22 protein-coding genes are annotated in these 22,363 nt (G+C 73.0%); 4 read left to right on the top strand and 18 right to left on the bottom strand.

Annotated features, from left to right (window positions below; genetic code table 11):
• Positions 1–31: 31 nt before the first annotated feature.
• From ACGFMM_RS02030 to ACGFMM_RS02020, 3 genes are all read right to left on the bottom strand, one after another.
• Positions 32–526, bottom strand: a complete 495-nt coding sequence (locus ACGFMM_RS02030) for a DoxX family protein (protein WP_393642225.1) — start codon at positions 524–526, stop codon at positions 32–34.
• A 46-nt stretch (positions 527–572) separates the two neighbouring features.
• Complete coding sequence (locus ACGFMM_RS02025) at positions 573–2,294, bottom strand: alkaline phosphatase D family protein (RefSeq protein WP_393642224.1); 1,722 nt, start codon at positions 2,292–2,294, stop codon at positions 573–575.
• A 92-nt stretch (positions 2,295–2,386) separates the two neighbouring features.
• Positions 2,387–3,043, bottom strand: coding sequence for an HNH endonuclease family protein (locus ACGFMM_RS02020; protein ID WP_393642223.1), 657 nt, complete (start codon positions 3,041–3,043; stop codon positions 2,387–2,389).
• Positions 3,044–3,542: 499 nt separating this feature from the next.
• Here ACGFMM_RS02020 and ACGFMM_RS02015 point away from each other — a divergent pair, with 499 nt between their 5' ends.
• Positions 3,543–4,127, top strand: coding sequence for a TMEM165/GDT1 family protein (locus ACGFMM_RS02015; RefSeq protein WP_393642222.1), 585 nt, complete (start codon positions 3,543–3,545; stop codon positions 4,125–4,127).
• 94 nt (positions 4,128–4,221) lie between these two features.
• Here the strand turns inward: ACGFMM_RS02015 and ACGFMM_RS02010 are convergent, their stop codons facing one another.
• Together ACGFMM_RS02010 and ACGFMM_RS02005 are read right to left on the bottom strand one after the other, a co-directional pair.
• Entirely contained in the window at positions 4,222–4,869 is a 648-nt protein-coding gene (locus ACGFMM_RS02010) for an HAD-IA family hydrolase (RefSeq protein ID WP_393642221.1), read from the bottom strand.
• A gap of 129 nt (positions 4,870–4,998) precedes the next feature.
• On the bottom strand, positions 4,999–5,832 hold the full coding sequence (locus tag ACGFMM_RS02005; RefSeq protein ID WP_393642220.1) for a peptidoglycan-binding protein: 834 nt from the start codon (positions 5,830–5,832) through the stop codon (positions 4,999–5,001).
• Between the two features lie 195 nt (positions 5,833–6,027).
• Here ACGFMM_RS02005 and ACGFMM_RS02000 point away from each other — a divergent pair, with 195 nt between their 5' ends.
• Positions 6,028–8,085: a DHA2 family efflux MFS transporter permease subunit gene (locus ACGFMM_RS02000; RefSeq protein ID WP_393642218.1), complete on the top strand. Its 2,058-nt coding sequence runs from the start codon at positions 6,028–6,030 to the stop codon at positions 8,083–8,085.
• Positions 8,086–8,094: 9 nt separating this feature from the next.
• Here the strand turns inward: ACGFMM_RS02000 and ACGFMM_RS01995 are convergent, their stop codons facing one another.
• On the bottom strand, positions 8,095–8,580 hold the full coding sequence (locus ACGFMM_RS01995) for a GNAT family N-acetyltransferase (protein WP_393642788.1): 486 nt from the start codon (positions 8,578–8,580) through the stop codon (positions 8,095–8,097).
• A 2-nt stretch (positions 8,581–8,582) separates the two neighbouring features.
• Entirely contained in the window at positions 8,583–8,912 is a 330-nt protein-coding gene (locus tag ACGFMM_RS01990; RefSeq protein ID WP_393642216.1) for an antibiotic biosynthesis monooxygenase family protein, read from the bottom strand.
• A gap of 12 nt (positions 8,913–8,924) precedes the next feature.
• Here ACGFMM_RS01990 and ACGFMM_RS01985 point away from each other — a divergent pair, with 12 nt between their 5' ends.
• Entirely contained in the window at positions 8,925–10,034 is a 1,110-nt protein-coding gene (locus ACGFMM_RS01985) for a serpin family protein (protein WP_393642214.1), read from the top strand.
• A gap of 6 nt (positions 10,035–10,040) precedes the next feature.
• Here ACGFMM_RS01985 and ACGFMM_RS01980 read toward each other — a convergent pair whose 3' ends face one another.
• From ACGFMM_RS01980 to ACGFMM_RS01960, 5 genes are all read right to left on the bottom strand, one after another.
• On the bottom strand, positions 10,041–10,364 hold the full coding sequence (locus ACGFMM_RS01980) for a hypothetical protein (RefSeq protein ID WP_393642213.1): 324 nt from the start codon (positions 10,362–10,364) through the stop codon (positions 10,041–10,043).
• A gap of 143 nt (positions 10,365–10,507) precedes the next feature.
• Positions 10,508–11,068, bottom strand: a complete 561-nt coding sequence (locus ACGFMM_RS01975) for a GNAT family N-acetyltransferase (RefSeq protein ID WP_393642211.1) — start codon at positions 11,066–11,068, stop codon at positions 10,508–10,510.
• Between the two features lie 79 nt (positions 11,069–11,147).
• Positions 11,148–11,816, bottom strand: a complete 669-nt coding sequence (locus ACGFMM_RS01970) for an O-methyltransferase (protein WP_393642210.1) — start codon at positions 11,814–11,816, stop codon at positions 11,148–11,150.
• The gene (locus tag ACGFMM_RS01965; RefSeq protein ID WP_393642786.1) at positions 11,813–12,898 is read right to left on the bottom strand and encodes a DUF2330 domain-containing protein; all 1,086 of its coding nucleotides are present in this window, start codon (positions 12,896–12,898) and stop codon (positions 11,813–11,815) included. The genes ACGFMM_RS01970 and ACGFMM_RS01965 overlap by 4 nt, the downstream gene beginning before the upstream one ends.
• 69 nt (positions 12,899–12,967) lie before the next feature.
• A complete protein-coding gene (locus ACGFMM_RS01960) occupies positions 12,968–14,218 on the bottom strand; it encodes a cytochrome P450 (RefSeq protein WP_393642209.1) in 1,251 nt (416 codons plus the stop codon).
• Positions 14,219–14,551: 333 nt separating this feature from the next.
• Between ACGFMM_RS01960 and ACGFMM_RS01955 the strand changes: the two genes are divergently transcribed.
• On the top strand, positions 14,552–15,730 hold the full coding sequence (locus ACGFMM_RS01955) for a steroid 3-ketoacyl-CoA thiolase (RefSeq protein ID WP_393642207.1): 1,179 nt from the start codon (positions 14,552–14,554) through the stop codon (positions 15,728–15,730).
• A gap of 124 nt (positions 15,731–15,854) precedes the next feature.
• On the opposite strand, the gene ACGFMM_RS01950 is transcribed toward ACGFMM_RS01955, so the two are convergent.
• From ACGFMM_RS01950 to ACGFMM_RS01925, 6 genes are all read right to left on the bottom strand, one after another.
• Positions 15,855–16,262 carry a transglycosylase SLT domain-containing protein gene (locus ACGFMM_RS01950; RefSeq protein ID WP_393642205.1) on the bottom strand — a complete coding sequence of 136 codons (408 nt, stop codon included), beginning with the start codon at positions 16,260–16,262 and terminating at the stop codon, positions 15,855–15,857.
• Between the two features lie 311 nt (positions 16,263–16,573).
• A complete protein-coding gene (locus ACGFMM_RS01945) occupies positions 16,574–17,446 on the bottom strand; it encodes an ECF transporter S component (RefSeq protein WP_393642203.1) in 873 nt (290 codons plus the stop codon).
• Positions 17,443–19,224 carry an ABC transporter ATP-binding protein gene (locus tag ACGFMM_RS01940; protein ID WP_393642201.1) on the bottom strand — a complete coding sequence of 594 codons (1,782 nt, stop codon included), beginning with the start codon at positions 19,222–19,224 and terminating at the stop codon, positions 17,443–17,445. The genes ACGFMM_RS01945 and ACGFMM_RS01940 overlap by 4 nt, the downstream gene beginning before the upstream one ends.
• Positions 19,221–20,318 (bottom strand): energy-coupling factor transporter transmembrane protein EcfT, encoded by a 1,098-nt coding sequence (locus tag ACGFMM_RS01935; protein WP_393642200.1) that lies wholly within the window; start codon positions 20,316–20,318, stop codon positions 19,221–19,223. Before ACGFMM_RS01935 ends, ACGFMM_RS01940 begins: the two co-directional genes overlap by 4 nt.
• A 22-nt stretch (positions 20,319–20,340) precedes the next feature.
• Positions 20,341–21,036 carry an SCO2322 family protein gene (locus tag ACGFMM_RS01930; RefSeq protein WP_393642198.1) on the bottom strand — a complete coding sequence of 232 codons (696 nt, stop codon included), beginning with the start codon at positions 21,034–21,036 and terminating at the stop codon, positions 20,341–20,343.
• A complete protein-coding gene (locus ACGFMM_RS01925; RefSeq protein ID WP_393642196.1) occupies positions 21,033–22,295 on the bottom strand; it encodes a prenyltransferase/squalene oxidase repeat-containing protein in 1,263 nt (420 codons plus the stop codon). Before ACGFMM_RS01925 ends, ACGFMM_RS01930 begins: the two co-directional genes overlap by 4 nt.
• Between the last annotated feature and the right edge of the window lie 68 nt (positions 22,296–22,363).

The following is a 22,363-nucleotide window of genomic DNA, read 5'->3' as shown; positions in this document are numbered from 1 at the left end:
GGCGATTCCGGCCCGTTCTGCTGTGAAACGGTCAGGCGACCGTCGCCGCCTCGCGCTCCGAGGCCTTCGCCGAGCCCGCACCCGAGCCCGCGTCCACGCCCGCGTCCGACGCCGTGCCGCGCTTGGTGAACAGCTGGTCCAGGGCCAGGGCGCCCGGGCCCGCGAACACCAGGAGCAGGAACGCCCAGCAGAAGATCGCCGACGACTCGCCGCCGTTCTGCAGCGGGAACAGGGCCTCCGGCTGGTGCACCACGAAGTACGCGTAGGCCATCGAGCCGGACGCGAGGAGCGCGGCGATCCGGGTGCCCAGGCCGAGCAGCACCAGGACACCCGCGACCAGCTGGATCACCGCCGCGTACCAGTACGGCCAGACGCCGGCCGGGACGGTGCCGCCGCCCTGGGCGCCGCCGAGCACGCCGAACAGCGAGGCGGCGCCGTGGCAGGCGAAGAGCAGGCCGATGACGAAGCGGAACAGGCCGAGCGCGTACGGCTGGGCCTGATTCAGGCGCGAGGCAAGGGCGTTCATGGGGGGAGGGACTCCTTCGATCAGGGGGGACGACCCGACGAGGCCCTCAGGTTAGGCAAGCCTGACCATTGCTTGCAAGTTCAACATTCCAGATTTCCACCATGTGGGCACTCGCCGTCCCCCGGCCCGCCCGCGCCTGGTCGAGCCGCACCCGCGCCGCCCTCCCGCGCAGCGTCAGTGTCATCAACTGGTTCCCGAACCACGGACCTCCGGTTCTCCGCCATCCGAACGACGGCTTCCCCACGCGGCCGTGACGCCTCAGCGCCCGCCCCAGCCGCCGCCCCGCCCGGCTCCAGGCGAAGCGGAACCCGAGCCGCACCACGGCCGGTATGGCGTTGTGCAGCGGCGAACAGGTCAGCTGCACCAGCCGGGTTCCCCCCGGGGCGAGGGACGCCGGCTCCGCCGCGTACGCGTGATGGACGTCCCCCGACAGCACGCACACCGTCGACGGGGCGTCCCCCCGGCCCGCCGCCGCCTCCTCCAGCAGCTCCGACAGCCAGTCGAACGAGGCCGGGAACGCCGCCCAGTGCTCCAGGTCCGAGCGCCGCCGCAGGTCCTCCCCGAAGCGGGCCCACCGCCGGCCCCTGCCGCCCCGGCACAGCGCCGCGCTCCACGCCTCCGCGTCGTGTATCAGCGGCGGCAGCAGCCACGGCAGCGAGGTCGCGACGAGCAGGTGGTCGTACGAGCCCGGCGCGTCGAGCACCTGCTCGCGCACCCAGCGCGCCTCGTCCGGGTCGAGCATGGCCCGCCCGTCCTCGTCGAGGACCCGGGCCGCGCGGGTGTCGATCGTCACCACCCGCGTCCGCCCGAAGTCCCGACGGTGGCTCCATCTCGCCCGCGCCGGGTCGGCGTCCGCCTCGGCGGCGAACCGGCTCAGCGCCTCGGTGCCGTCCGGGGCCGCGCACACCTCGGCGTAGAGCGGGTCGGCGGCCAGCTCGGCGGGGGAGAGGTTGCCCAGGTGCTGGTACACCCAGTACGACATCAGGCCGCTCAGGATCCGCTCGCGCCACCACGGCGTGGCCCGCATGCCGACGAGCCAGGAGGCGCTGGTGTTCCAGTCGTCGACGACGTCGTGATCGTCGAAGATCATGCAGCTCGGGACGGTGGAGAGCAGCCAGCGCACCTCGGGGTCGCGCCAGGACTCGTCGTACAGCCAGGTGTACTCCTCGTAGTCCGCGACCTCGGTCCCCGGCGGGTCCCGGGGGTCGCGGCGAGCCGCAAGGCGGCGGCGCACGGCGGGGGAGGTCTCGTCCGCGTACACCTGGTCGCCGAGCAGCAGCAGGACGTCGGGCCGCTCCGCGCCCGGATCCGCCGCGAGGGTGCGCGCGAGCGTCGTCGCCAGCGTGTCCAGGGCGTCGGGGCCGACCGGGTCGTGCTCGCCGGCGGGCTTCGCCGCCCAGCGGCAGGACCCGAACGCCACCCGCAGCTCGGCGTCCGGCGAGGCGCCCGTCGAGGCTCCCGGGACGCGGATGGTGCTTGGCGGGAACGTGGAGCCGGGCAGCGGCCAGACCGGGTGGTCGTCGAGCAGCACCTCGTACGGGGTCGCGACGCCGGGCGTCAGCCCGGTCACCGGGACGAGGGCGTAGTGGTGCCCGGCGATCTGGAAGCTGCGCGCGCTGCCCTGGGCGCCGTCGGCGCAGCGGACGCGCGCCGTGCAGGGGCGGTCGGCCTCGACCCAGACGGTCGCCGTGCCACCCCCCGCCCCGTCGCCGTCCCCCGCCCCGTCGACGTACCGCAGCAGCGGTCCCAGTCTGAGTCCGGCCGCCATGAAGTGCTCCCCTCCGTCGCCCCGCCGTCCGTCCGCATGGAGGGACGCCGACGGAACGACGGAGGGATGGCTCTGGGTTCCTGAAGGGGGTCTCAGCAGCCGTTCAGGACGGACTGCAGGGCGCTCTTCTCCGCCGAGTCGACGCTCAGGCCCCAGTAGTACTTCGTGTGCACCCAGGCGCGGACGTACGTGCAGCGGTACGAGGTGACGGAGGGCAGCCACTCGGCCGGGTCCTGGTCGCCCTTGGACTGGTTGACGTTGTCGGTGACCGCGATGAGCTGCGGGCGGGTGAGGTCGTTGGCGAAGGACTGGCGCTTGGACGTGGTCCAGGAGTTGGCGCCGGACTTCCAGGCCTCGGAGAGCGGGACCATGTGGTCGATGTCGATGTCCGAGGCGGCGTACCAGGTGGCGCCGTCGTAGGGGGAGAACCAGCTGCCGCTGACCGCGGCGCAGCTGGAGTCCTGGACGACGTTCGCGCCGTCGCGCTTGAGGACGACCTCACGGGTGTTGCAGGCGCCCGACTGGGTGATCCAGTGCGGGAACAGGTCCCGGCTGTAGCCGGAGGAGGAACCTTCCGCCTTGACCGTGAGCGAGGCGAGGTAGGTACGGGCGGTGGCCGCGCTGACCGGGGTGGGCATGGCCGCCTGGGCGGTCGGCGCGGTGGCCAGGAGGCCGGTGACGGTGAGGGCGGCGGTGGTGGCGAGCACGGAGATGCGGCGCGCGACTCGACGCGCGTAGACCTCGGACATGCGAACTCCCTGTCGGTGGGGGGACCTTGGCCGTGCCGTTCACCGGACGGCCTGGCCATCGTGGCGGCGCGAGGTTGCTGCGAGGGGTGCGCCGGGTAACAGGGTGGCGACATGGGCACGTCACATCAAGGGGTGCGGTGACGTACCGCCAGTTCGTCTGCCCCGTCTTGGGGTTGGCTGGAATCTATGTCCGGTTCGTCGGGGTGGTGACCTGGGTCACTCCGCTCCCCGCCGCGGGGAAGGGACTTTCGGCCCTCGGGGCCGCGGCCGGGGGTGTCGTATGCTTGAGCGAGCAGAAGGGGAGTAGCTCTTCGCCGGACCGTCGACACACTGCTGGGTTTGCCCCAGCCGGCGCCCGGAGGCGGCCTCGTCACAGAGGCCCGCCAGCGAGACCTTCGGCCGCGATGTCCATGTCTGTTCCATGGCGTCGTCGAGCCGAAGCGACCCCTGAAACGGAGCTCTCGGTGCGGCGGCGCCCTACCGATTGAGGATCCTGCCCGTGCTCAGCTTCACGATCATGGCGATCGCCTTCGGCGTCGTCTTCCTCGCCGAGCTGCCCGACAAGACCGCCCTCGCCGGGCTGATGCTGGGCACCCGCTACAAGGCGTCATACGTCTTCGCGGGTGTCGCCGCCGCCTTCGCCGTCCATGTCGCCCTCGCGATCGCGGCGGGCAGCGTGCTGACCCTGCTGCCGCACCGCCTGGTGCAGGCCGTGGTCGGCGTGCTGTTCCTCGCGGGCGCGGCGATGCTGCTGCTCAAGAAGGACGACGGCGACGACGAGGAGATCAAGGCCCCGGCCGACCAGTCCTTCTGGAAGGTGTCCGGCGCGGGCTTCATGCTGATCCTGGTCGCCGAGTTCGGCGATCTGACGCAGATCATGACCGCCAACCTCGCCGCCCGTTACGACAACCCCGTCTCCGTCGGCATCGGCGCGGTCCTCGCGCTCTGGGCGGTCGCCGGCCTCGGCATCGTGGGCGGCCGGACGCTGATGAAGTACGTGCCGCTCCGGCTGATCACCCGGATCGCGGCCTGCCTGATGATCGCCCTCGCATGCTTCAGCCTGTACGAGGCGATCGCGCCCTGAGGCCGCGGCCATCGCGACCTGATGAGCGAGAAGGGGCGCCCCCCAGGCGGGGGGCGCCCCTTCGGTCGTGTTACGGGATCCGGGTCGTCCGGGGTCAGCCCGCGACGCTCAGCAGTACCGTCCCGTCGGCGCCCCGCTCCATGCGCAGCCGCGTCAGGTCCGTCACGTGCAGGTCCGGTCCGAAGGCCGCAGCGCGCGGGCCCACGCCCACCACCGGCATCCCGGCGGCGCGGCCGGCGCGGATGCCGGCCTCGGAGTCCTCGAAGACCACGCAGTCCGCCGGGTCGACGCCCAGCTCCGCGGCGCCCTTCAGGAAGCCCTCAGGGTCGGGCTTGCTGGCGCCCACGCGCTCCGCGGTGACCCGGACCTCCGGCACCGGCAGCCCGGCGGCGCCCATGCGGGCCTGGGCCAGCGCCTCGTCGGCGGAGGTGACCAGGGCGTGCGGCAGGCCGGCGAGGGCGGCCATGAAGGCGGGGGCGCCGGGGACGGGGACGACGCCGTCGAGGTCGGCGGTCTCCTCGGCGAGCATCTCGCGGTTCTCGGCGAGGTTCTGCTCGACCGGGCGGTCCGGCAGCAGCGCGGCCATCGTGGCGTGGCCCTGGCGGCCGTGCACGACCTTCAGGGCCTCCTCCGGGTCGAGCCCGTGCCGCAGCGCCCACCGGCGCCAGACGCGCTCCACCACGGCGTCCGAGTTGACGAGGGTTCCGTCCATGTCGAGGAGGAGGGCACGGGCGGTGAGCATGAGGCGGTCTCCAGAGAGCCGGGTGCGACGAACGAAGCGGTCCCGCCCGCCGGTCAGGGAGTACGGGCGGGACCACTTTGTTTCTTCACGATACAAAACAGGGGACCCTCCACGCCACCCGCCCCCCGCTCAGCCCTCCGTGACCGCCTCCAGCGCCTCGCGCGTCGCCGGGCCGTACACGCCCCACGGGTCCTCGTCGATGTCCATGTACGACTGGAAGTCCGCGACCGCCTCCTCGACCCGCTCGCCGTAGTAGCCGTTCTCGGGGCCCTTGTACGCCCAGATCTCCTTCAGCCGGCGCTGCAGCTCCGAGACGTCCGGGCCGGAGTCGCCGTGGCGCAGTGTGCGGCCGCCGTCCTCCGGATCCCCGGTCGGCGGCGTGGAGGCCGGGCGGGACGGTGCGGACGAGCTCGCGGTGGGCCGCGGCGGCGCGGCCGGCCGGGTGGCCGCCTTGCGGGACGGGGAGGGGGACGCAGAGGCCGACTTCGTCGGCGACGCCGACGCGGAGGGCGAGGCGGACTCCGTCGCGGACTCCGACGCGGTCGGCGACGGGGCCTCCGAGACCATGCTCGCCGTCGACGAGGTCGCCGTGGCGTCGGGCGCGGCCCGGTCCACCGGCTCGTCGCCGCCGAGGATCCCGGCGGCGAAGGCCGCGGTCCCCGCCACGGCCAGCGCCGCGACCAGCGCGACCAGCACCCCCCGCTTCCGGCCGCCGTGCTCCCGCTCCGGCTCCTCGGCGAACGCGGCCCGGTCGAGCAGCAGCGGCATCGTCAGTTCGGCCGGCTCCTCCTCCGGTGCGGCCGCGGGCTGCGGCGGCAGCGGCGCCATGACCGGCGGCACCACGACCGGCTGTACGGTCGTGGCCGAAACCTGATGGCCGACCGGCTGCTCGGGCGGCAGCGGCACATGCGCCGAGTCGTCCTCGTCCGGCGCCTCCAGGTTCACGTACGGGCGTATCCGCAACGGCTCGAAGGCCTCCGTGGCGCAGGCGCACGTCGGCCCGCCGCCCTGCTCGCCCGAAGGTCTACCGCATTCAGGACATGCGTATCCGGCCACTGTGTTCCCTCCCCTTGAACTGCCAGTGATTATGCAGGCCGCAGACGACGGGGCGACGGGCGACCGCCGCTCGACAGGCCGTATCGGGACGGAACACCCAGGATGGTTCCTGTGCAGGAACTGCGGACTCCCGCCCTCGGCGGCGGAGCACCCCACGAGGCCGGGAGCCGGCGCGGCGTCATGATCCCGATCGGCGCGCTGCTGCTCGGCATGCTGCTCGCCGCGCTCGACCAGACCATCGTCTCCACCGCCCTGCCGACCATCGTCAGCGAACTCGGCGGCATGGAGCACCTGTCCTGGGTGGTCACCGCCTACATGCTGGCGTCCACCGCCGGCACTCCACTGTGGGGCAAGCTGGGCGACCAGTACGGCCGCAAGAAGCTGTTCCAGAGCGCGATCGTCATCTTCCTCATCGGCTCCGCCCTTTGCGGCGTCGCCCAGGACATGCTCCAGCTGATCGCCTTCCGTGCGATCCAGGGCCTGGGCGGCGGCGGGCTGATGGTGCTGTCCATGGCCATCGTCGGCGACCTCGTGTCACCCCGGGAACGCGGCAAGTACCAGGGCCTGTTCGGCGCGGTCTTCGGGACGACCAGCGTCCTCGGGCCGCTGCTCGGCGGGCTGTTCACCGAACACCTCTCCTGGCGCTGGGTGTTCTACATCAACCTGCCGATCGGCGTCGTCGCCCTCTTCGTCATCGCCGCCGCCCTGCACATCCCGGCCCGCGACACCCGGCCCACCATCGACTACCTCGGCACCTTCCTCATCGCCTCCGTCGCCACCTGCCTCGTCCTGGTCGCCTCCCTCGGCGGCACCACCTGGGCCTGGGGCTCGCCGCAGATCATCGGGCTCGCCGTGCTCGGGGCCGTGCTGCTGCTCTGGTTCGTGCGGGTGGAGCAGCGCGCCGCCGAACCCGTGCTGCCGCTGAAGCTGTTCCGGATCCGGACCTTCACGCTCGTCGCGGTCATCAGCTTCATCGTCGGCTTCGCCATGTTCGGCGCGATGACCTATCTGCCGACCTTCCTCCAGGTCGTCCAGGGCGTCTCCCCGACCATGTCCGGCGTGCACGTGCTGCCGATGGTGCTCGGCATGCTGATCACCTCCACCGGCTCCGGCCAGATCGTCTCCCGCACCGGCCGCTGGAAGGTCTTCCCGATCCTCGGCACCGGCGTCACCGCGCTGGGACTGCTGCTGCTCAACGAACTCACGGAGACCAGCTCCACCTGGCGGATGAGCGTCTCGTTCTTCGTGTTCGGCGCGGGACTCGGCCTGGTCATGCAGGTGCTCGTGCTCGTCGTGCAGAACGCCGTCCCCTACGAGGACCTGGGCGTGGCCACCTCCGGGGCGACCTTCTTCCGCTCCATCGGCGCGTCCTTCGGCGTGGCCGTCTTCGGCACGGTCTTCACCGGCCGCCTCGATTCCAAACTCGACGCCGCACTCGCCGGACAGGAACTGCCGCCCGGCGTCAGCGCCGACCGGATCTCCGGCGACCCCCGGGTCATCGGCGAACTCCCGCCCGAGCTGCGGCCCGGCGTGCTGCACGCGTACGCCACGTCCATCACCGACGTGTTCCTGTACGCCGCGCCCGTCGTCCTGGTGGCCTTCGTCGTCTCCTGGTTCCTCAAGGAGGACAAGCTGCGCGCCTCCGTCACCGCGCCCGACGCCAGCGAGACCCTGGCCTCCAACCCGGTACAGCGCTCCTCGTACGACGAGTGCGCCCGCGCGCTGTCCGTTCTCGGCTCCCGGGAGGGGCGCAGGGCGGTCTACGAGAAGATCACCGCGAAGGCCGGGTACGACCTGCTGCCTGCCGCCAGTTGGCTGGTGCTGCGCATCCGGCGGCACGGCGCGGTCGAGCCCGCGCGGCTCGCCGATGCCACGCCGGTGCCGCTGCGGGCGATCACCGAGGCCGCCCGGCAGGTGGAGGAGCGCCGGCTCGCGCGCCGGGAGGGCCTGGCGCTGATCCTCACCGACGAGGGCGTCGTGGCCGCGACCCGGCTGGCGAAGGCGCGCGAGGAGTCGCTGGCCGAGCTGCTGGGCGACTGGTGGGGCCCGGAGCGGCCGACGGACCTGGTTCAGCTGGTGGAGGAGCTGACGGCCGAGCTGTGCGGCTCGGACGCGGAACGGCCGGCCGCGCCCGAGCCGCCCCGCGACCACCGCGCATAGCCGGCCTGGTCAGAGCTCCTTGCCGTACCAGATGTCCATGTACGGGCCCTCGCAGTACGCCGGGATCTCCGCGTACCCCTGCCTCGTGTACAGCGCACGCGCCTCGACCAGGTCCAGGCGCGTGTTGAGGACCATCCGGCGCGCCCCGAGCGCCCGGGCCGCGTCCTCCAGGCCGCGCATCAGCAGCCCGGCGGCGCCCGAGCCGCGGAACGGCGGCCGGACGAACACCCGGGTCAGCTCGGCGCGCCCGGAGTCAAGGAGCAGCACCCCGCCGCAGGCCGCCGGCTCGCCCGCGTACCGGCCGACGAGGAACTGCCCGGTCGGCGGGACGAGCCGCTCCACGCCGTCGTTCGTCAGGCCCTCGTCGATCTCGGCCCCGGTCGCGGGCCGCTTCCAGTACCGGCTCGCCACCTCGTCGTAGTAGTCCCGGCGCAGCGCGGTCGCGTCCGGCGTGTCGTACGCCTCCGGGCGCAGCGCCCACGCCGGTGCGGCCACGGTCACTTGGGGGAGGCCTGCTGGACGACCTCGAAGGACCACAGGGTCGAACCGGTCGCCGCCGGCTTCGGACGCTCGGCCCCGCCCTCGCCGCCCGCGGTGCCCTGGTGCGCGGCCTTCATGGAACCGTTCATCCAGTTCTGGAAGTCCTCCTCACTGCGCCAGCGGGTGTACACCAGGTACTGGTCGGTGCCCTCCACGGGGCGCAGCAGCTCGAACCACTCGAAGCCGTCGGAGCCCTCCACGGCGCCGGCCCGCGAGGCGAACCGCTGCTCCAGGACCTCGCGCTGCTCGGCGGGGACGGTCAGGACGTTGATCTTCACGATGCTCATGAAAGGCAGGATATGACCGCTGCGGAGACCTCTCCCGCTCAGGCCGCCCTTCCGGCGGTCGCCGTTCGGGCGCTTGCCTCGCGGTGGCTGCCACGGCTCGGCGACGACGACTTCGTGTGCTCGCCCGCCGGGCTGTGGCTGGCGCTCGGGGCGGTGGCGGCCGGTGCGGGCGGGGGCACGGCGAAGGAGCTGGCCGAGCTGGTGGGCGTGCCGGGCGAGGAGGCCGCCGCGGCGGTGACCGGGGTGTCGCGGGTGCTGGACGCGAGCGGGGCGGTGGCCGTGGCGACCGGGGTGTGGAGCCGGGTGCCGGTGCGCGAGGCGTACCGGGAGGCGCTGCCCGGGGTCGGGTTCGGGGTGCTGCAGGGGCAGGAGCCCGTCGACGCGTGGGTGCGGGCGGCGACCGACGGCATGATCGAGCGGCTGCCGCTGACGATCGGGGCCGGGGCCGCGCTCGTCCTTGTCAACGCGCTCGCCCTGAAGGCCGTCTGGCAGGCCCGGTTCGATCCCGCGCGCACCTGCGACGCGCCGTTCACCGACGGGTACGGCGACACCTCCGCCGTTCCCACCATGCACCGGCTGCTGCCCGCCTCGTGGGCCTGGCGGGTCGGCGGGGCGACCGTCGTGGAGCTGCCCTGCGAGGGGCCGGAGGGCGGCGCCCTGCGGGTTCGGTTCGTGCTGGGCGAGGATCGGGACGGGCCGGCGGAGGCGCTGCCGGCCGCCTGGGCGGAGCCGGCCCGTCGTACGCCGCTCGCCGCCGAGGGCATCGAGCTCGCGCTGCCGCGGTTCTCCGTCCGTACCGTCATCGACGTGCACGCCCAGCTGGCCGCGCTCGGCGTCACCGAGGCGACCGACCGGGAGCGGGCCGACTTCTCCCGCCTGTCCCCGGAGCCGCTGTACGTTTCGGACGCGGCGCAGGAGGCGTATGTGCGGGTCGCCGAGGAGGGTGTGGAGGCGGCGGCCGCGACCGCGGTCGTGATGACCCGCAGCCGGACCGCCGCGCCGCAGCTCCGGCGGGTCGAACGCATCGCCTTCGACCGCCCCTTCGGCTTCGCCGTCCTCGACGCGACCGGCGCCCTTCCGCTGTTCGCGGGCTGGCGGTCGAGCGCGCCGGGGGGCGAGTGATCCGTACTAGACGAACGTCGAGGCGCCGGTGATGTGGCAGTTGTGCCGGTCGCCGTCCACGAGGGAGGACGGCGCCTCGGGCCGGCCGGACTCCCGGGTCACCCAGGGACCGTAGATGTTGATCGAGTAGGGGTACGTGGGCGAGGCGCACGTGGCCTTCACCCGGTACCGGCCGAAGCCCCCGTAGCAGTGGGTGACGGCCAGGTTGTCCTCGTTGTTGAACGAGGCCCTGCAGTCGTAGACGGCCGCCTGGGCCGGGCTGGCGCCCACCACCAGGCATGTGGTCAGCCCGAGCGAGGCCACCAGTCCTTGCACCGTCACCTTGGTCATACGTCGCATTGCGTGATCCCCCTGGGTGGGTCTGTCAATCAGGTCGGCGTCACGCTACGAGGTGATCCACAAGCGGTCAAAGGGCTTTCCTGCCCTCAACTCGCCTTGTCCACAGGGTTGTTGAGGGCAGGGTGCGGAACCGGTCAGGACACCATGCGGGGTGTCGGCGTGACCGGGAGCCGCACGCCGAACCACTGCTCGGCGCCGTACTCCTCGAACCGCTCCACCTCGGTGAACCCCAGCTTCGCGGCGAGGCGCAGCGCGCGCTCGTGGGAGGTCCGGGTGCAGAGCACCACCGGCTCGCCGGGAAGCGCGTCCGCGAACCAGTCGAGTACCGCCGCGCACGCCTCGCCGGCGTACCCGCGCCCCCATGCCTCCGGCAGGAGCATGAAGCCGAGTTCGGCCTCCTGGGCGTCCGGTCGAACGTGACCCGGACGCCCCGCGTCGCGTCGATCGAGCGTGATCATGCCGATCATCGCTCCGTCGCGTTCGATCACGAAGAGGCCGGGACGCCGCCCGGGCACCTCGGGCACCGCGCGTTCGAGCTCGTCGCGCGGCCGTGGGCCGCCGATGTGGGCGCCCACCTCCGGCGAGGCGAACAGCTCGATGAACGCCGCACGGTCCCGGGCCTCGGACCCGCGGAGCACGAGCCGTTCGGTCTTCATCGGGGCGGGCGGCCAGACAGCGGTGCCGAGTTCGGTCATGGCGGGCAACGTATCCCACGCCCGCCGCCGGCGGGACGGTGCTCTTCGCCGGCGGCGGTCCGGTGTGCCCGAGGGGTGGCTAGGCGACCACGCGGGCGATCAGCAGGCCGTCGTAGCCCTTGACGCCGACCGTCTGGATGGCGGTGGCGTCGAGGCGGGGCTCGCGGGAGACCAGGTCGAACATGTCGCGGGTGCCGGTGACGGCCGGGTCGTCCGGGTGCGCCGTGGCGACCCGGCCCTCGCGGACCACGTTGTCGACGATGATCAGGCTGCCCGGGCGGGAGAGCTTCAGGGCCCAGGAGACGTAGTGCGGGTTGTTCACCTTGTCCGCGTCGATGAACGTGAGGTCGAACGGGCCCGCGCCCTCCTCCTCCAGCCGCGGCAGGGTGTCCAGGGCCGCGCCGGTGCGGACCTCGACGACCTTGTCCAGGCCGGCCCGCGCAAGGTTGGCGCGGGCCACGTCGGCGTGGTCCGGGTTGTACTCGAGGGAGACCATGCGGCCGTCCGCGGGCAGCGCCCGGGCCAGCCAGATCGTGCTGTAGCCGCCGAGGGTGCCGATCTCCAGGATGTTCCGCGCGCCCTGCACGGACGCCAGCAGGTTGAGCAGCTTGCCCTGGTTGGGGGCCACCGCGATGGCCGGCAGCCCGGCCGCCGTGCTGTCGTCCAGCGCGGCGGTCAGGGCCTCGTCGGCCGGAGCGAGCAGGTCGGTCAAGTAGCCGTCGACATCAGTCCATTGATCTTGGGTCATGCCGTCGAACGTACCTCAGCGCGCCGTCGCCGCACCCGTACCGCCACGACTGCTCCGGCCGCCGCGGCGAGCACGCCGCCCACCGTGAGGAGCCAGACCGGGATCCCGTCGCCGACGGTCAGCAGCCGGTTGGTGTAGTAAGCCTTCCGGTACGGGGTGTCGGTATCGGCCACACGCAGCACGTGGTCGCTGTTGATCTTCGCGGGTCGGGGGAACTCGTGCTCGATCTCGGTCAGGTAGGCCGGCTCGCCGTCGGTGAGCGCCGCCACGGGGCCCTCCGGGGCCGTGATCCGGCCGGCGAAGGCCACCTCCGGCTTGTCGCCGCCCAGGTCCGACTGCGGCTCCATGCGGTGGTCGGCGAGAACGAAGAGGCGCAGGGACTGCGGGGTCTTCGCGAGCCTGGACAGCCGCATCGGGTAGACGAGTTCGTGCGTGGCGAAGCGGATCTTCAGCGGGTCGAGCTCGCCGGCCAGCTGCCCCTGCTCCTCGGGGGCGAGCTTGACGGCGACGTACTCCCACTTCAGGTCGACGTACGGCCGCAGCGCGTCCTTCAGGTCCCCGGACAGTTCGAAACCGTTCTTTTTCAGCCAGTCGCTCAGTGCCGTGGGGTCGGTGGCGGTCAGCCGCGCCACGTCGAACGGACCGAGGCGTTCCTGCCCCACCACGCCGACGCCGCCTTGGGAATCGCCGGGCAGCGGGGCCGCGCCCGCGCCGTCGACGTCCGCGAACGGCCAGTCCCCGCTCCGCGGCCAGAAGTAGTACCGGTGCTTCTCCTCGGGCCGGGTCAGCCAGTCGAGGTCGTCGAACAGCCGTGGATCGCCGAGTTCGACGTCGGCCCGGGAGGGCACCGGCATGATCCACGCTGCCTGTTCGGCGTTGCCGCGCACGGTGAAGCGCATGACGATCTGCTCGGTACGGCCGTTGAAACGCACCGCCGAGGTCTCCTCGTCGACGCCGATCTGCTGGTTGCGGCCGGGCACCATGGCGCCGCAGCCGCAGGCGTACGCCGGAGCGACCAGCGAGCCGAGCTGCAGCGCCAGGAGCGCGAACACCAGTGTGAGGATTCTTTGTCTGCCCCGCATCATGGGGTGTGAGACTACCGATCGGAGCAATCGGTTCCGGCCACGGGCCGTCGAAGTCGATCTCGTCGCTCAGGTCGTCGGGATGCGGACCTGGAGTTCCTTGATTCCGTTGAGCCAGGCCGCGCGCAGCCGGCGCGGCTCGCCCGCAAGGGTCAGATCGGGCAGTTCGTCGGCGAGGGCGTTGAAGATCAGCTCGATCTCGTGGATCGCGAGCGACTTGCCCAGGCAGAAGTGCGGCCCGCCGCCGCCGAACCCGAGGTGCGGGTTGGGGTCCCGGCTGATGTCGAAGACCTCGGGGTTCCCGAAGACCTCGGGGTCGTTGTTGGCGGAGGAGTAGAACAGGCCGATCCGGTCGCCCCTCTTGATCTTCTGCCCGCCCAGCTCGGTGTCCTGGGTCGCGGTGCGCTGGAAGGAGACCACGGGTGTGGCCCAGCGGACGATTTCCTCGGCGGCGGTGGCCGGCCGCTCCCGCTTGAACAGCTCCCACTGGTCGGGGTGGGTGAGGAAGGCGTGCATGCCGTGGCTGATGGCGTTGCGCGTGGTCTCGTTCCCGGCCACCGCGAGCAGCAGCACGAAGAAGCCGAACTCGTCGGAGGAGAGGTTGCCCTGGCCCTCCGCGGCGACGAGCTGGGTCACGATGTCCTGCGCCGGGCACTTCTTGCGGTCCGCGGCCATGTTCATCGAGTAGCCGATGAGCTCCATGGCGGCCTCGGTGCCGATCTCCTCGGTGATCGCGTACTCGGGGTCGTCGTAGGCGATCATCTTGTTCGACCAGTCGAAGATCCGGGAGCGGTCCTCCTGGGGGACGCCGATGAGCTCGGCGATGGCCTGGAGCGGGAGTTCCACCGCGACCCGGGTGACGAAGTCGAAGGAGCCGTCCGCCGCCGCGCTCCGCTTCGCCTCGGCGACGATCGCGCGGGCGCGCTCGCGCAGGGTCGCCTCCAGGGTGCGGATCGCCCGGGGGGTGAAGCCGCGCTGGACGATCTGGCGGACGCGGGTGTGCTCGGGCGGGTCCATGTTGAGCATGATCAGCTTCTGGGCGTCGATCTGGTCCCGGGAGATGTGCTCGTTGAAGCGGATCACGGCGGTGTTCTCGGTGGAGGAGAACAACTCGGGGTGTGTGGAGACGTACTTGACATCGGCGTGCCGGGTGACGGCCCAGTACCCCTCGTCGTCGAAGCCGGTGATCCCGCGCGGCTGCGGGCACCACCAGACGGGCGCGGTCTGCCGCAGGGTCGCGAACTCCGGGAAGGGGACACGGCTCTGGAGCAGGTCGGGGTCGGTGGCGTCGAACCCTTCGGGGAGGTGGGGGCAGAGCATCGCGGGCACCCTCCATGTCTGATGGCCCGTCAGAAGTTGCCCGGAAAGGTAGTAACGAGTTCTACAAGTGGCAAGAGCCATGGCGGGAACTGTTGCGGGGGGAGGGGGCGGACTGGTGTGCGACGGCGCGGGTCTATGCGCGTTGCTGCACGTCGGGCGCGGGAGGTGGGGCCGAGGGGCGCGGCAAGGGCCGTGCACGACCCTTGCGTACCCGGGGTAGCAGTCATAAGACTGCACAGAGAACTAGAACACGTACTAGTTACTCGGTGAGGCGCCGGGACGCCCCGCCGGAGCGCACGGAACTGCACGCGAGTGCGAGGAGAGGACGAGCTCATGGCCGCGGAACCCGTCATCGTCGAAGCCGTACGCACCCCCATCGGCAAGCGCGGAGGCGCGCTCGCCAACCTGCACCCCGCCTACCTCCTGGGCGAGACCTACCGGGAACTCCTCGGCCGCACGGGCATCCAGCCCGACTGTGTCGAGCAGATCGTCGGCGGCACCGTCACCCACGCCGGCGAGCAGTCCATGAACCCGGCGCGCAACGCGTGGCTGGCGATGGGACTGCCGTACGAGACCGCCGCCACGACCGTCGACTGCCAGTGCGGCTCCTCCCAGCAGGCGAGCCACATGGTCGCGAACATGATCGCTGCGGGGGTGGTGGACGTCGGCATCTCGTGCGGCGTCGAGGCCATGTCGCGGGTGCCGCTGGGTTCCGGTTCCAAACACGGGCCGGGCAAGCCGTTCCCCGACGAGTGGAACGTCGACCTGCCCAACCAGTTCGAGGCCGCCGAGCGCATCGCCCGCCGGCGCGGCCTCACCCGCGAGCGCGTCGACTCGCTCGGGCTGCTCTCCCAGGAGCGGGCGGCGATCGCCTGGTCCGAGGAGCGCTTCAAGCGGGAGACCTTCGCGGTACAGGTGCCGACCACGGAGGAGGAGCAGGCCGCCGGGCAGGGCATGTGGCGGCTGGTCGACCGGGACGAGGGACTGCGGGACACCTCGATGGAGGCGCTGGCGCGCCTGAAGCCGGTCATGCCGACCGCCGTGCACACGGCCGGCAACTCCTCGCAGATCTCCGACGGCGCGGCCGCGATCCTGTGGGCGTCCAAGCGGATGGCCCGCGCCCTGAAGCTGAAGCCGCGCGCCCGGATCGTCGCCCAGGCGCTGGTCGGGGCGGACCCGCACTACCACCTGGACGGTCCGATCGACGCGACGCGGGCGGTGCTGGGCAAGGCGGGGATGTCGCTGCGGGACATCGACCTCGTGGAGATCAACGAGGCGTTCTCCTCCGTGGTGCTCAGCTGGGCGCAGGAGTTCGCCGCGGACCTGGACGGCCTGGAGAAGGTCAACGTCAACGGCGGCGCGATCGCCCTCGGGCACCCGGTCGGCGCGACCGGGGCCCGGCTGATCGCGACGGCGCTGCACGAGCTGGAGCGGCGGGACAAGGAGTTCGCGCTGATCACGATGTGCGCGGGCGGGGCGCTGGCGACGGGAACGATCATCCAGCGGCTGTGACGCACTCGGCGGCTCTGACGCCGTCAGCGGCTGTGACGCACGTAGGAGAAGACGCCGCAGGCCCCGCCTCCGAGGGGAGGCGGGGCCTTGCGGTCGCGTCGGTGAGGGCTGGGAGCCGGGGCTCTTAGTACCAGCCGTTGGCCTGCCAGAACGCCCAGGCGCCGTTCGGGGAGCCGTAGCGCTCGTTCATGTAGTTCAGGCCCCACTTGATCTGGGTGGCCGGGTTCGTCTTCCAGTCGGAGCCGGCGGACGACATCTTGGACGCCGGCAGGGCCTGGACCAGGCCGTACGCGCCGCTGGAGGAGTTGGTGGCGGTGGGGTTCCAACCCGACTCGTGCTCCACGATCTTGCTGAACGACGCGAACTGCGAAGCCGGGACGATCTTCTTGGCGATCGTCTTCGCGTCGGCGGGAGCGGCCGAGGCCGAGGCCGTCGTGCCAAGCACTGCACCCGAGGCGCTCAGCAGCACGGCTGCGGAGACGGCGAGGGTCTTCTTGCGGTTGTTGGCACGGGTGGCGATGGAGCGGAACAAAACGCGACCTAACGTCGGGGACAAGGGCTGCCGCCGGGCGTTTCGGACAAGCCGGAACCAGAGCCCGGGAGCTCCGGGAACTGGAGGAGGTGGCCTGTCCGGGGCGCTGCGCTCAGTGCGCTGCTGCCCGGCGACGACTCCAGAGAAGCAGGGCCGGGAAGGGCTGGCAATGCCCCCCATGTACGAGGAAGGTTCGCAGATGGGGGGTTGGGCGCAAGGGTGGTGAAATGTCGGAATGGTGGCGGATGGGCCGGTGATATGGGGGTCTCGGCAGGTATCGGGAGAGCCGTCCGCAGAGCCCGTCGGACCTACTACTCCGGGTCGAATGTGACCTGGGTCCTGTGGGGCGCCTCACCGCGCAGGGCCCTCTCAGGGGCCTCGAATGTGACCTGGGCCTCGAAGTTCGCCCGCCTCGTCGCCCGGCGCAGGGCCTTCAGGAGCGCTCCGCCGACGGTCAGGGTGAGGACGGCGGTAAGAGTGGCGCGGCCCAGGTCCCAGCCGAGCGAGGTCGTGACGTAGTAGACCGCGAAGCGCAGCAGGTTCTCGTGGACCGGAGCCCCCGGCTCGAACGACGCGCCCGAACCGACGCCGGTCACGATGGGCCAGCCCTGCAGGTTCATGATCGCGCCGTACGCGAACGAGGCGAGGAAGCCGTAGGCGGCGAGGAGCAGCAGTTCGGCCCGGCCGCGCAGACGGGGGCCGGCCGGGAGCAGCCCCGCGCCCATGGCGAACCAGGCCATCGAGAGCATCTGGAACGGCATCCACGGGCCGACGCCGCCGGTGAGCAGCGCGGAGGCGAACATCGTGACCGAACCCAGGACGAAGCCGAAGCCGGGGCCGAGGACGCGGCCGCTCAGGACCATCAGGAAGAACATCGGCTCCAGGCCGGCCGTCCCCGCGCCCAGCGGGCGCAGCGCGGCGCCCACTGCGGCGAGCACGCCCAGCATGGCGACGGCCTTCGCGTCCATGCCGGACTCGGAGACCGTCGCGACGACGACGGCGACGAGGAGCGGGAGCAGCGCGCCGAAGAGCCACGGGGCGTCGGCGGCGTGATCGGTGACGGCGGAGTCGGCGTCGGCGAGGAGCGGCCAGCCGAAGGCCATCAGGCCGAGGGCGGAGATCAGGGCGATCGCGGCGGCGGAGCGGACCCCGAGCCGGAGGGGCCGGGGTGTGGTGGCGCTCACCGGAGCGCCTCCCTCACCTGGGCCACGGTGAGCCAGGGCGCCGGGGCGAGGATCTTGGCGACCTGCGGGGCGAAGGCGGGCGAGGAGACCACGACCTCGGCGGTCGGGCCGTCGGCGACGACCTCACCGCCGGCGAGGATCACCACCCGGTGGGCCAGCTCGGCGGCCAGCTCCACGTCGTGCGTGGCGAGGACGATGGCATGGCCCTCGGCCGCCAGCCCGCGCAGGACCTCGACCAGGCGGGCCTTCGCGGCGTAGTCGAGACCGCGGGTCGGCTCGTCCAGGAGCAGCAGCGGGGGCCGGGCGGTCAGGACGACGGCGAGCGCGAGGGCGAGGCGCTGGCCCTCCGAGAGGTCGCGGGGATGGGTGTCGTCCGCGACGCCGGGGAGCAGGGCGGTGACGAGGGCGCGGCAGGTGCCGGGGGCGGCGGCCGCGTCGCTGTCGGCCGCCGCGCACTCGGCGGCGACGGTGTCCGCGTACAGCAGGTCGCGCGGCTCCTGGGGGACCAGGCCCACATGCCGGATCAGCTCGCGCGGTTCGCTGCGGTGGGGGGTGTGACCTGCGACGACGACGTCCCCGGAGGTCGGCGCGACCATGCCGACGAGGCTCCCGAGCAGGGTCGACTTGCCGGCGCCGTTGCGGCCCATGAGCGCGACGGTCTCGCCGGCGCGGACGGTCAGGTCGACGCGCCGCAGCGCCTCGACGCGGGCGCGGCGGACGTGGAGGCGGCGGACGTCGACGAGGGGGGTGTGGGGGCCGGGGGCGGGGGTGACGGGTGGCTGCGGCCCTCGTCGCCGGAAGGCGAGAAGTCCCCCACCCCACCCCTTCCCGAAACCCTGCCGGGGGCGGGACGTGGCGGAGGAGCCCTCGGGGCCCGCGCCCCCGGCGTCCTGGGCCTGCGACCCGCCCGGGGTCCGGGGTGGGGTGCCGTGGGCCGTCGGCGTCGGGCCGGCCGGGCCTGCGGACCGCAGGGACTCGCGCAGGGGGGTGGACAGGCGGCGGGCGTTGCGGATGGTCAGGGGGATGGGGCGCCAGTCGGCGAGGCGGGCCAGGGCCACCACCGGGGGGTGGACGGGGGAGATCGCCATGATCTCCTCGGGGGCGCCCAACCGGGGGCGCTCGCCGTCGCCCGGCAGGAGGAGGACCTGGTCCGCGTACTGGATCACGCGCTCCAGGCGGTGCTCGGCCATCAGGACCGTCGTGCCCAGGTCGTGCACCAGGCGCTGCAGGACCGCGAGGACCTCCTCCGCCGCGGCCGGGTCCAGCGCGGACGTCGGCTCGTCCAGGACGAGGACCTTCGGGTGCGTCGTGAGGACGGAGCCGATCGCGACGCGCTGCTGCTGGCCGCCCGACAGCGTGGCGATCGGCCGGTTCCGCAGCTCCGCCAGGCCCAGGAGGTCCAGGGTCTCCTCCACACGGCGGCGCATCACCCCCGGCGCCAGGCCCAGGCTCTCCATGCCGTACGCCAGCTCGTCCTCGACCGTGTCCGTGACGAAGTGCGCCCGCGGGTCCTGGCCGACCGTGCCCACCACGTCCGCCAGCTCCCGCGGCCGGTGCGTGCGCGTGTCCCGGCCCGCCACCGTCACCCGGCCGGTCAGCGTGCCGCCGGTGAAGTGGGGGACCAGGCCCGACACCGTGCCCAGGAGCGTCGACTTCCCGGTGCCGGACTCGCCGACCAGGAGGACCAGTTCGCCTTCCGGGATCGTCAGGTCGAGCCCGGACAGCGTCGGGGCCGTGTTCGCCTCGTACGTGACGGCGACGTTCTCGAAGTCGATCATGATCTTTCCTCCGGGACCGGCGCCAGCCACGCCGGAGCCAAGCCCACCAGTACCGCCGCCGCCGGCCACAGCGGCAGTTCCGGCGCCACCAGCGGGACCACCCCGGGGTGCAGCGCCTCGTGCGCGGAGCCGTTCGCCGCGATCATCGCCGCGGCCACCGCCACGCCCGACCCGGCGACCAGCCACGCCCGCACCCCCCACCGGTCCGGCCGGTACCGGCTGCGCGCCGCGCGCCGGCCGCCCAGCCGCAGCCCCGCGACCGCCGCCGCGAGCCCCACGCACAGCAGCGGCAGCCCGTAGCCCGCGCCCTGCGCCGCCAGCAGGCCGTACGTGCCCGCGCACACCCCGAGCAGCCCGCCGAGCGTCAGCACGTTCGTCGTCCGCCGCACGCCCTCCGGCACCCGCGCCGTACGGCCGTACCCGCGCGCGTCCATCGACGCCGCCACCGCGATCGAGCGCTCCAGCGCGCCTTCGAGGACCGGCAGCCCGATCTGCAGCACCGCCCGCACGCCCCCCGTCGTGCGGCCCCGCAGCCGTCGCGCCGTCCGCAGCCGCGTCACGTCCGCCACCAGGTTCGGCGCGAACGTCATCGCCACCACCACCGCGACCCCCGCCTCGTACAGCGCCCCCGGCAGCGACTTCAGCAGCCGCGCCGGGTTCGCCAGCGCGTTCGCCGCGCCCACGCAGATCAGCAGCGCGGCCAGCTTGGCGCCCTCGTAGAGGGAGAACACCAGCTCCTCGACCGTGACCCGGCCTCCGATCCGCACCCCCTGCGCCCACTCGGGGAGGGGGAGTTCGGGCAGGGTCAGCAGCGTCGTCGTGCCCGGGATCGCACTGCCCAGGACCAGCGTGAACAGCGTCCGCACGGCCACCACGAACAACGCCAGCTTCACGAACGCCCCGTACGACCGCGCCCACGGCGCGTCCGTGCGCCGCGCCGCCACCACGTACCCGGCCACCGCGACGATCAGTCCGAGCAGCAGCGGGTTCGTCGTGCGCGAGGCGGCCGTCGCCAGACCCAGCGCCCACAGCCACCACGCCCCGGCGTGCAGGGCGTTGGAGCGGGTCGCCTCGGGGGCGCGCAGTGTTCTCACGAGGGGAGCACGTGTCGGTACGTCAGCGGCCGCGACGGCGGCGGCTCGCCTGCCACCAGCCGGCCGCGCCCAGTGCCACGACCGCCGCCGCGCCCGCGACGATCCCCAGCGACGGGCCGCCCGAACCGTCCGCGCCCGCGGCCGGTTCCGGTGTGCGCTTCGCCGCGCCGTCCTCGGCCGCGCCCTCCTCGGCCGCGTTCTCCTTCGCCACGTCCACCTGTTCGCCGCAGCCCGTCCTCGGGTAGCCCGAGATCCCGCACAGCAGCGCCTCGCTGTTGTACCGCAGCGGCTTCGCCACCGCCGCCAGCGCCTCCGCGCTCGTGCCGTCCGCGCCGATCTGCGCGCAGGCCGTGCGCTGCCGCGGCGGCGTCTCGCCCGCCGGGGCGTGCTCGGGCGTGCCGAAGTCGACGACCACGGCGACGCGCTTCGTGCCCGCCTTCGCCGGCGTGCCGGCGCAGATCTCGGCGAAGTCGGGGGCCGTGCGCGGCTGCGCCGAGTCGGAGGAGTCGGCGCTGACCGCGAAGCGGAAGCCGTCGACCGCACCGTCCGCGGGGCGCGCGGTCGCCGGACCCTGCGAGGCGTACGTCCACTTGCCCGCGGCGCTCTCCCAGAACGACCAGTAGCGGTAACCGGCGGCCTGTGCCGGCGCGGCGGCCACGCAGAACAGCGTCAGCAGCAGCGTCGCGACGACGCCCGTCGCACGGGCCCCGCGCCTCACTTCTTGCGACCGCTCAGCAGGAAGCCGACCCCGACGCCGACGATCGTGCCGATGCCGAGGATCCACCACAGGTTGAACGCGCCCTCGTCCTCCGCGTGGTTGCCGGTCGTCTCCGGGCCCTGCGGCGCAGGACCGGTCGCGTTGAGGGCTTCCACCAGGTCCGTGCCGCCGAACTTGTGCGGGTCCGCGCCCATCGCCTTCGCGGCGAGGACGAGCTGCGCGTACGCGGCCGGGCCGCCCGTCTTCGCCCAGGCCGGGGCGTTCTGCTCCAGCCAGGCGAGGGCGCCCGTCGCCTCCTTGGTGTGGCCGGACGCGCCGAGCGCGACGACGGCGTCCGCGGTGTTGCCGAAGTCCGGCTGCGGCGTCGTGTCCGTGGCGCCGGGCATCGGCGGGGCGTCGAGGTGGCCGGTCTTCGCGAGCGCGGCGGCCAGGTAGGACGCGCCGTTCAGCGCGGCCCGGTCGACCGTCTGCGGGGTCTTGTCCTCGCAGCTCGGGTTCTGCTGCGGCTTCACGTTGCCCGCGAGGATGCCCTTGCCGAGACCGGCGAGCGTCGCGGCGGCGGTCGCGTCGGCGTTGGCGTACAGCTTCCCGGTCTTGTCCGGCTGGTACGCGAACGCGCCCGGACCGGACGCGTCGGTGCACGGGATCGCGAAGCCGAGCAGCGCGTCGTACGGCGTCTTGCCGGCCTTCGACGTCACGTCGCCGGGCTTCTGGCCGACCGCGGCGAACGCGCCGACGACGATGGAGGTGGAGTTGGCGTCGCTCGGGCTGCCGGGGTTGTAGCCCCAGCCGCCGTCCGGGTTCTGCACGCCCTTCAGCCAGTTCACGGCCGCCTTGTACGCCACGGTCGCCGGGTCGGACGGCTTGCCCGGGACGGTCGGCTCGCGCTCGGTTCCGGCCAGGGCCTGGAGGGCGACGGCGGTGGCGTTGGTGTCGAGCAGCGTCTTCGGGTCGCAGGTCTTCGACGGGTCGGGGCGGTACGAGGCGAACGCGCCGCTGTCGCACTGCTGGGCCAGCAGCCAGTCGACGGCCGGGCGGGCCGGCTCGATGCCGACCGAGTGCTGGGCGATGAAGGCGAGCGACTGCCGCCAGACGCCGTCGTACGCGGGGTCGCCCGTGCCGTACAGGCCCTTCGGGAGCGCCGGGGACGGAGCGGGGGAGGGCGCGGCGACCGCGACGGGGGCGGCGAGCCCGGCGGCTGCGGTGCTGAGCACGGCGGCGGCGGCGAGCGCCGCGGCGGCGCGGCGGACGGTGAACATGCGGGCGGGCCTCTCCCTGCGGGGGGCCGGGCGCCGGCACGCTTGGGGCACCAGGCTCGGCTCCGTAC

The organism is Streptomyces sp. NPDC048604, assembly GCF_043199435.1.
Lineage (GTDB): Bacteria > Actinomycetota > Actinomycetes > Streptomycetales > Streptomycetaceae > Streptomyces.
Note: the sequence above shows the minus strand (reverse complement) of the source record. Positions and strands in the feature narration are given on the sequence as shown.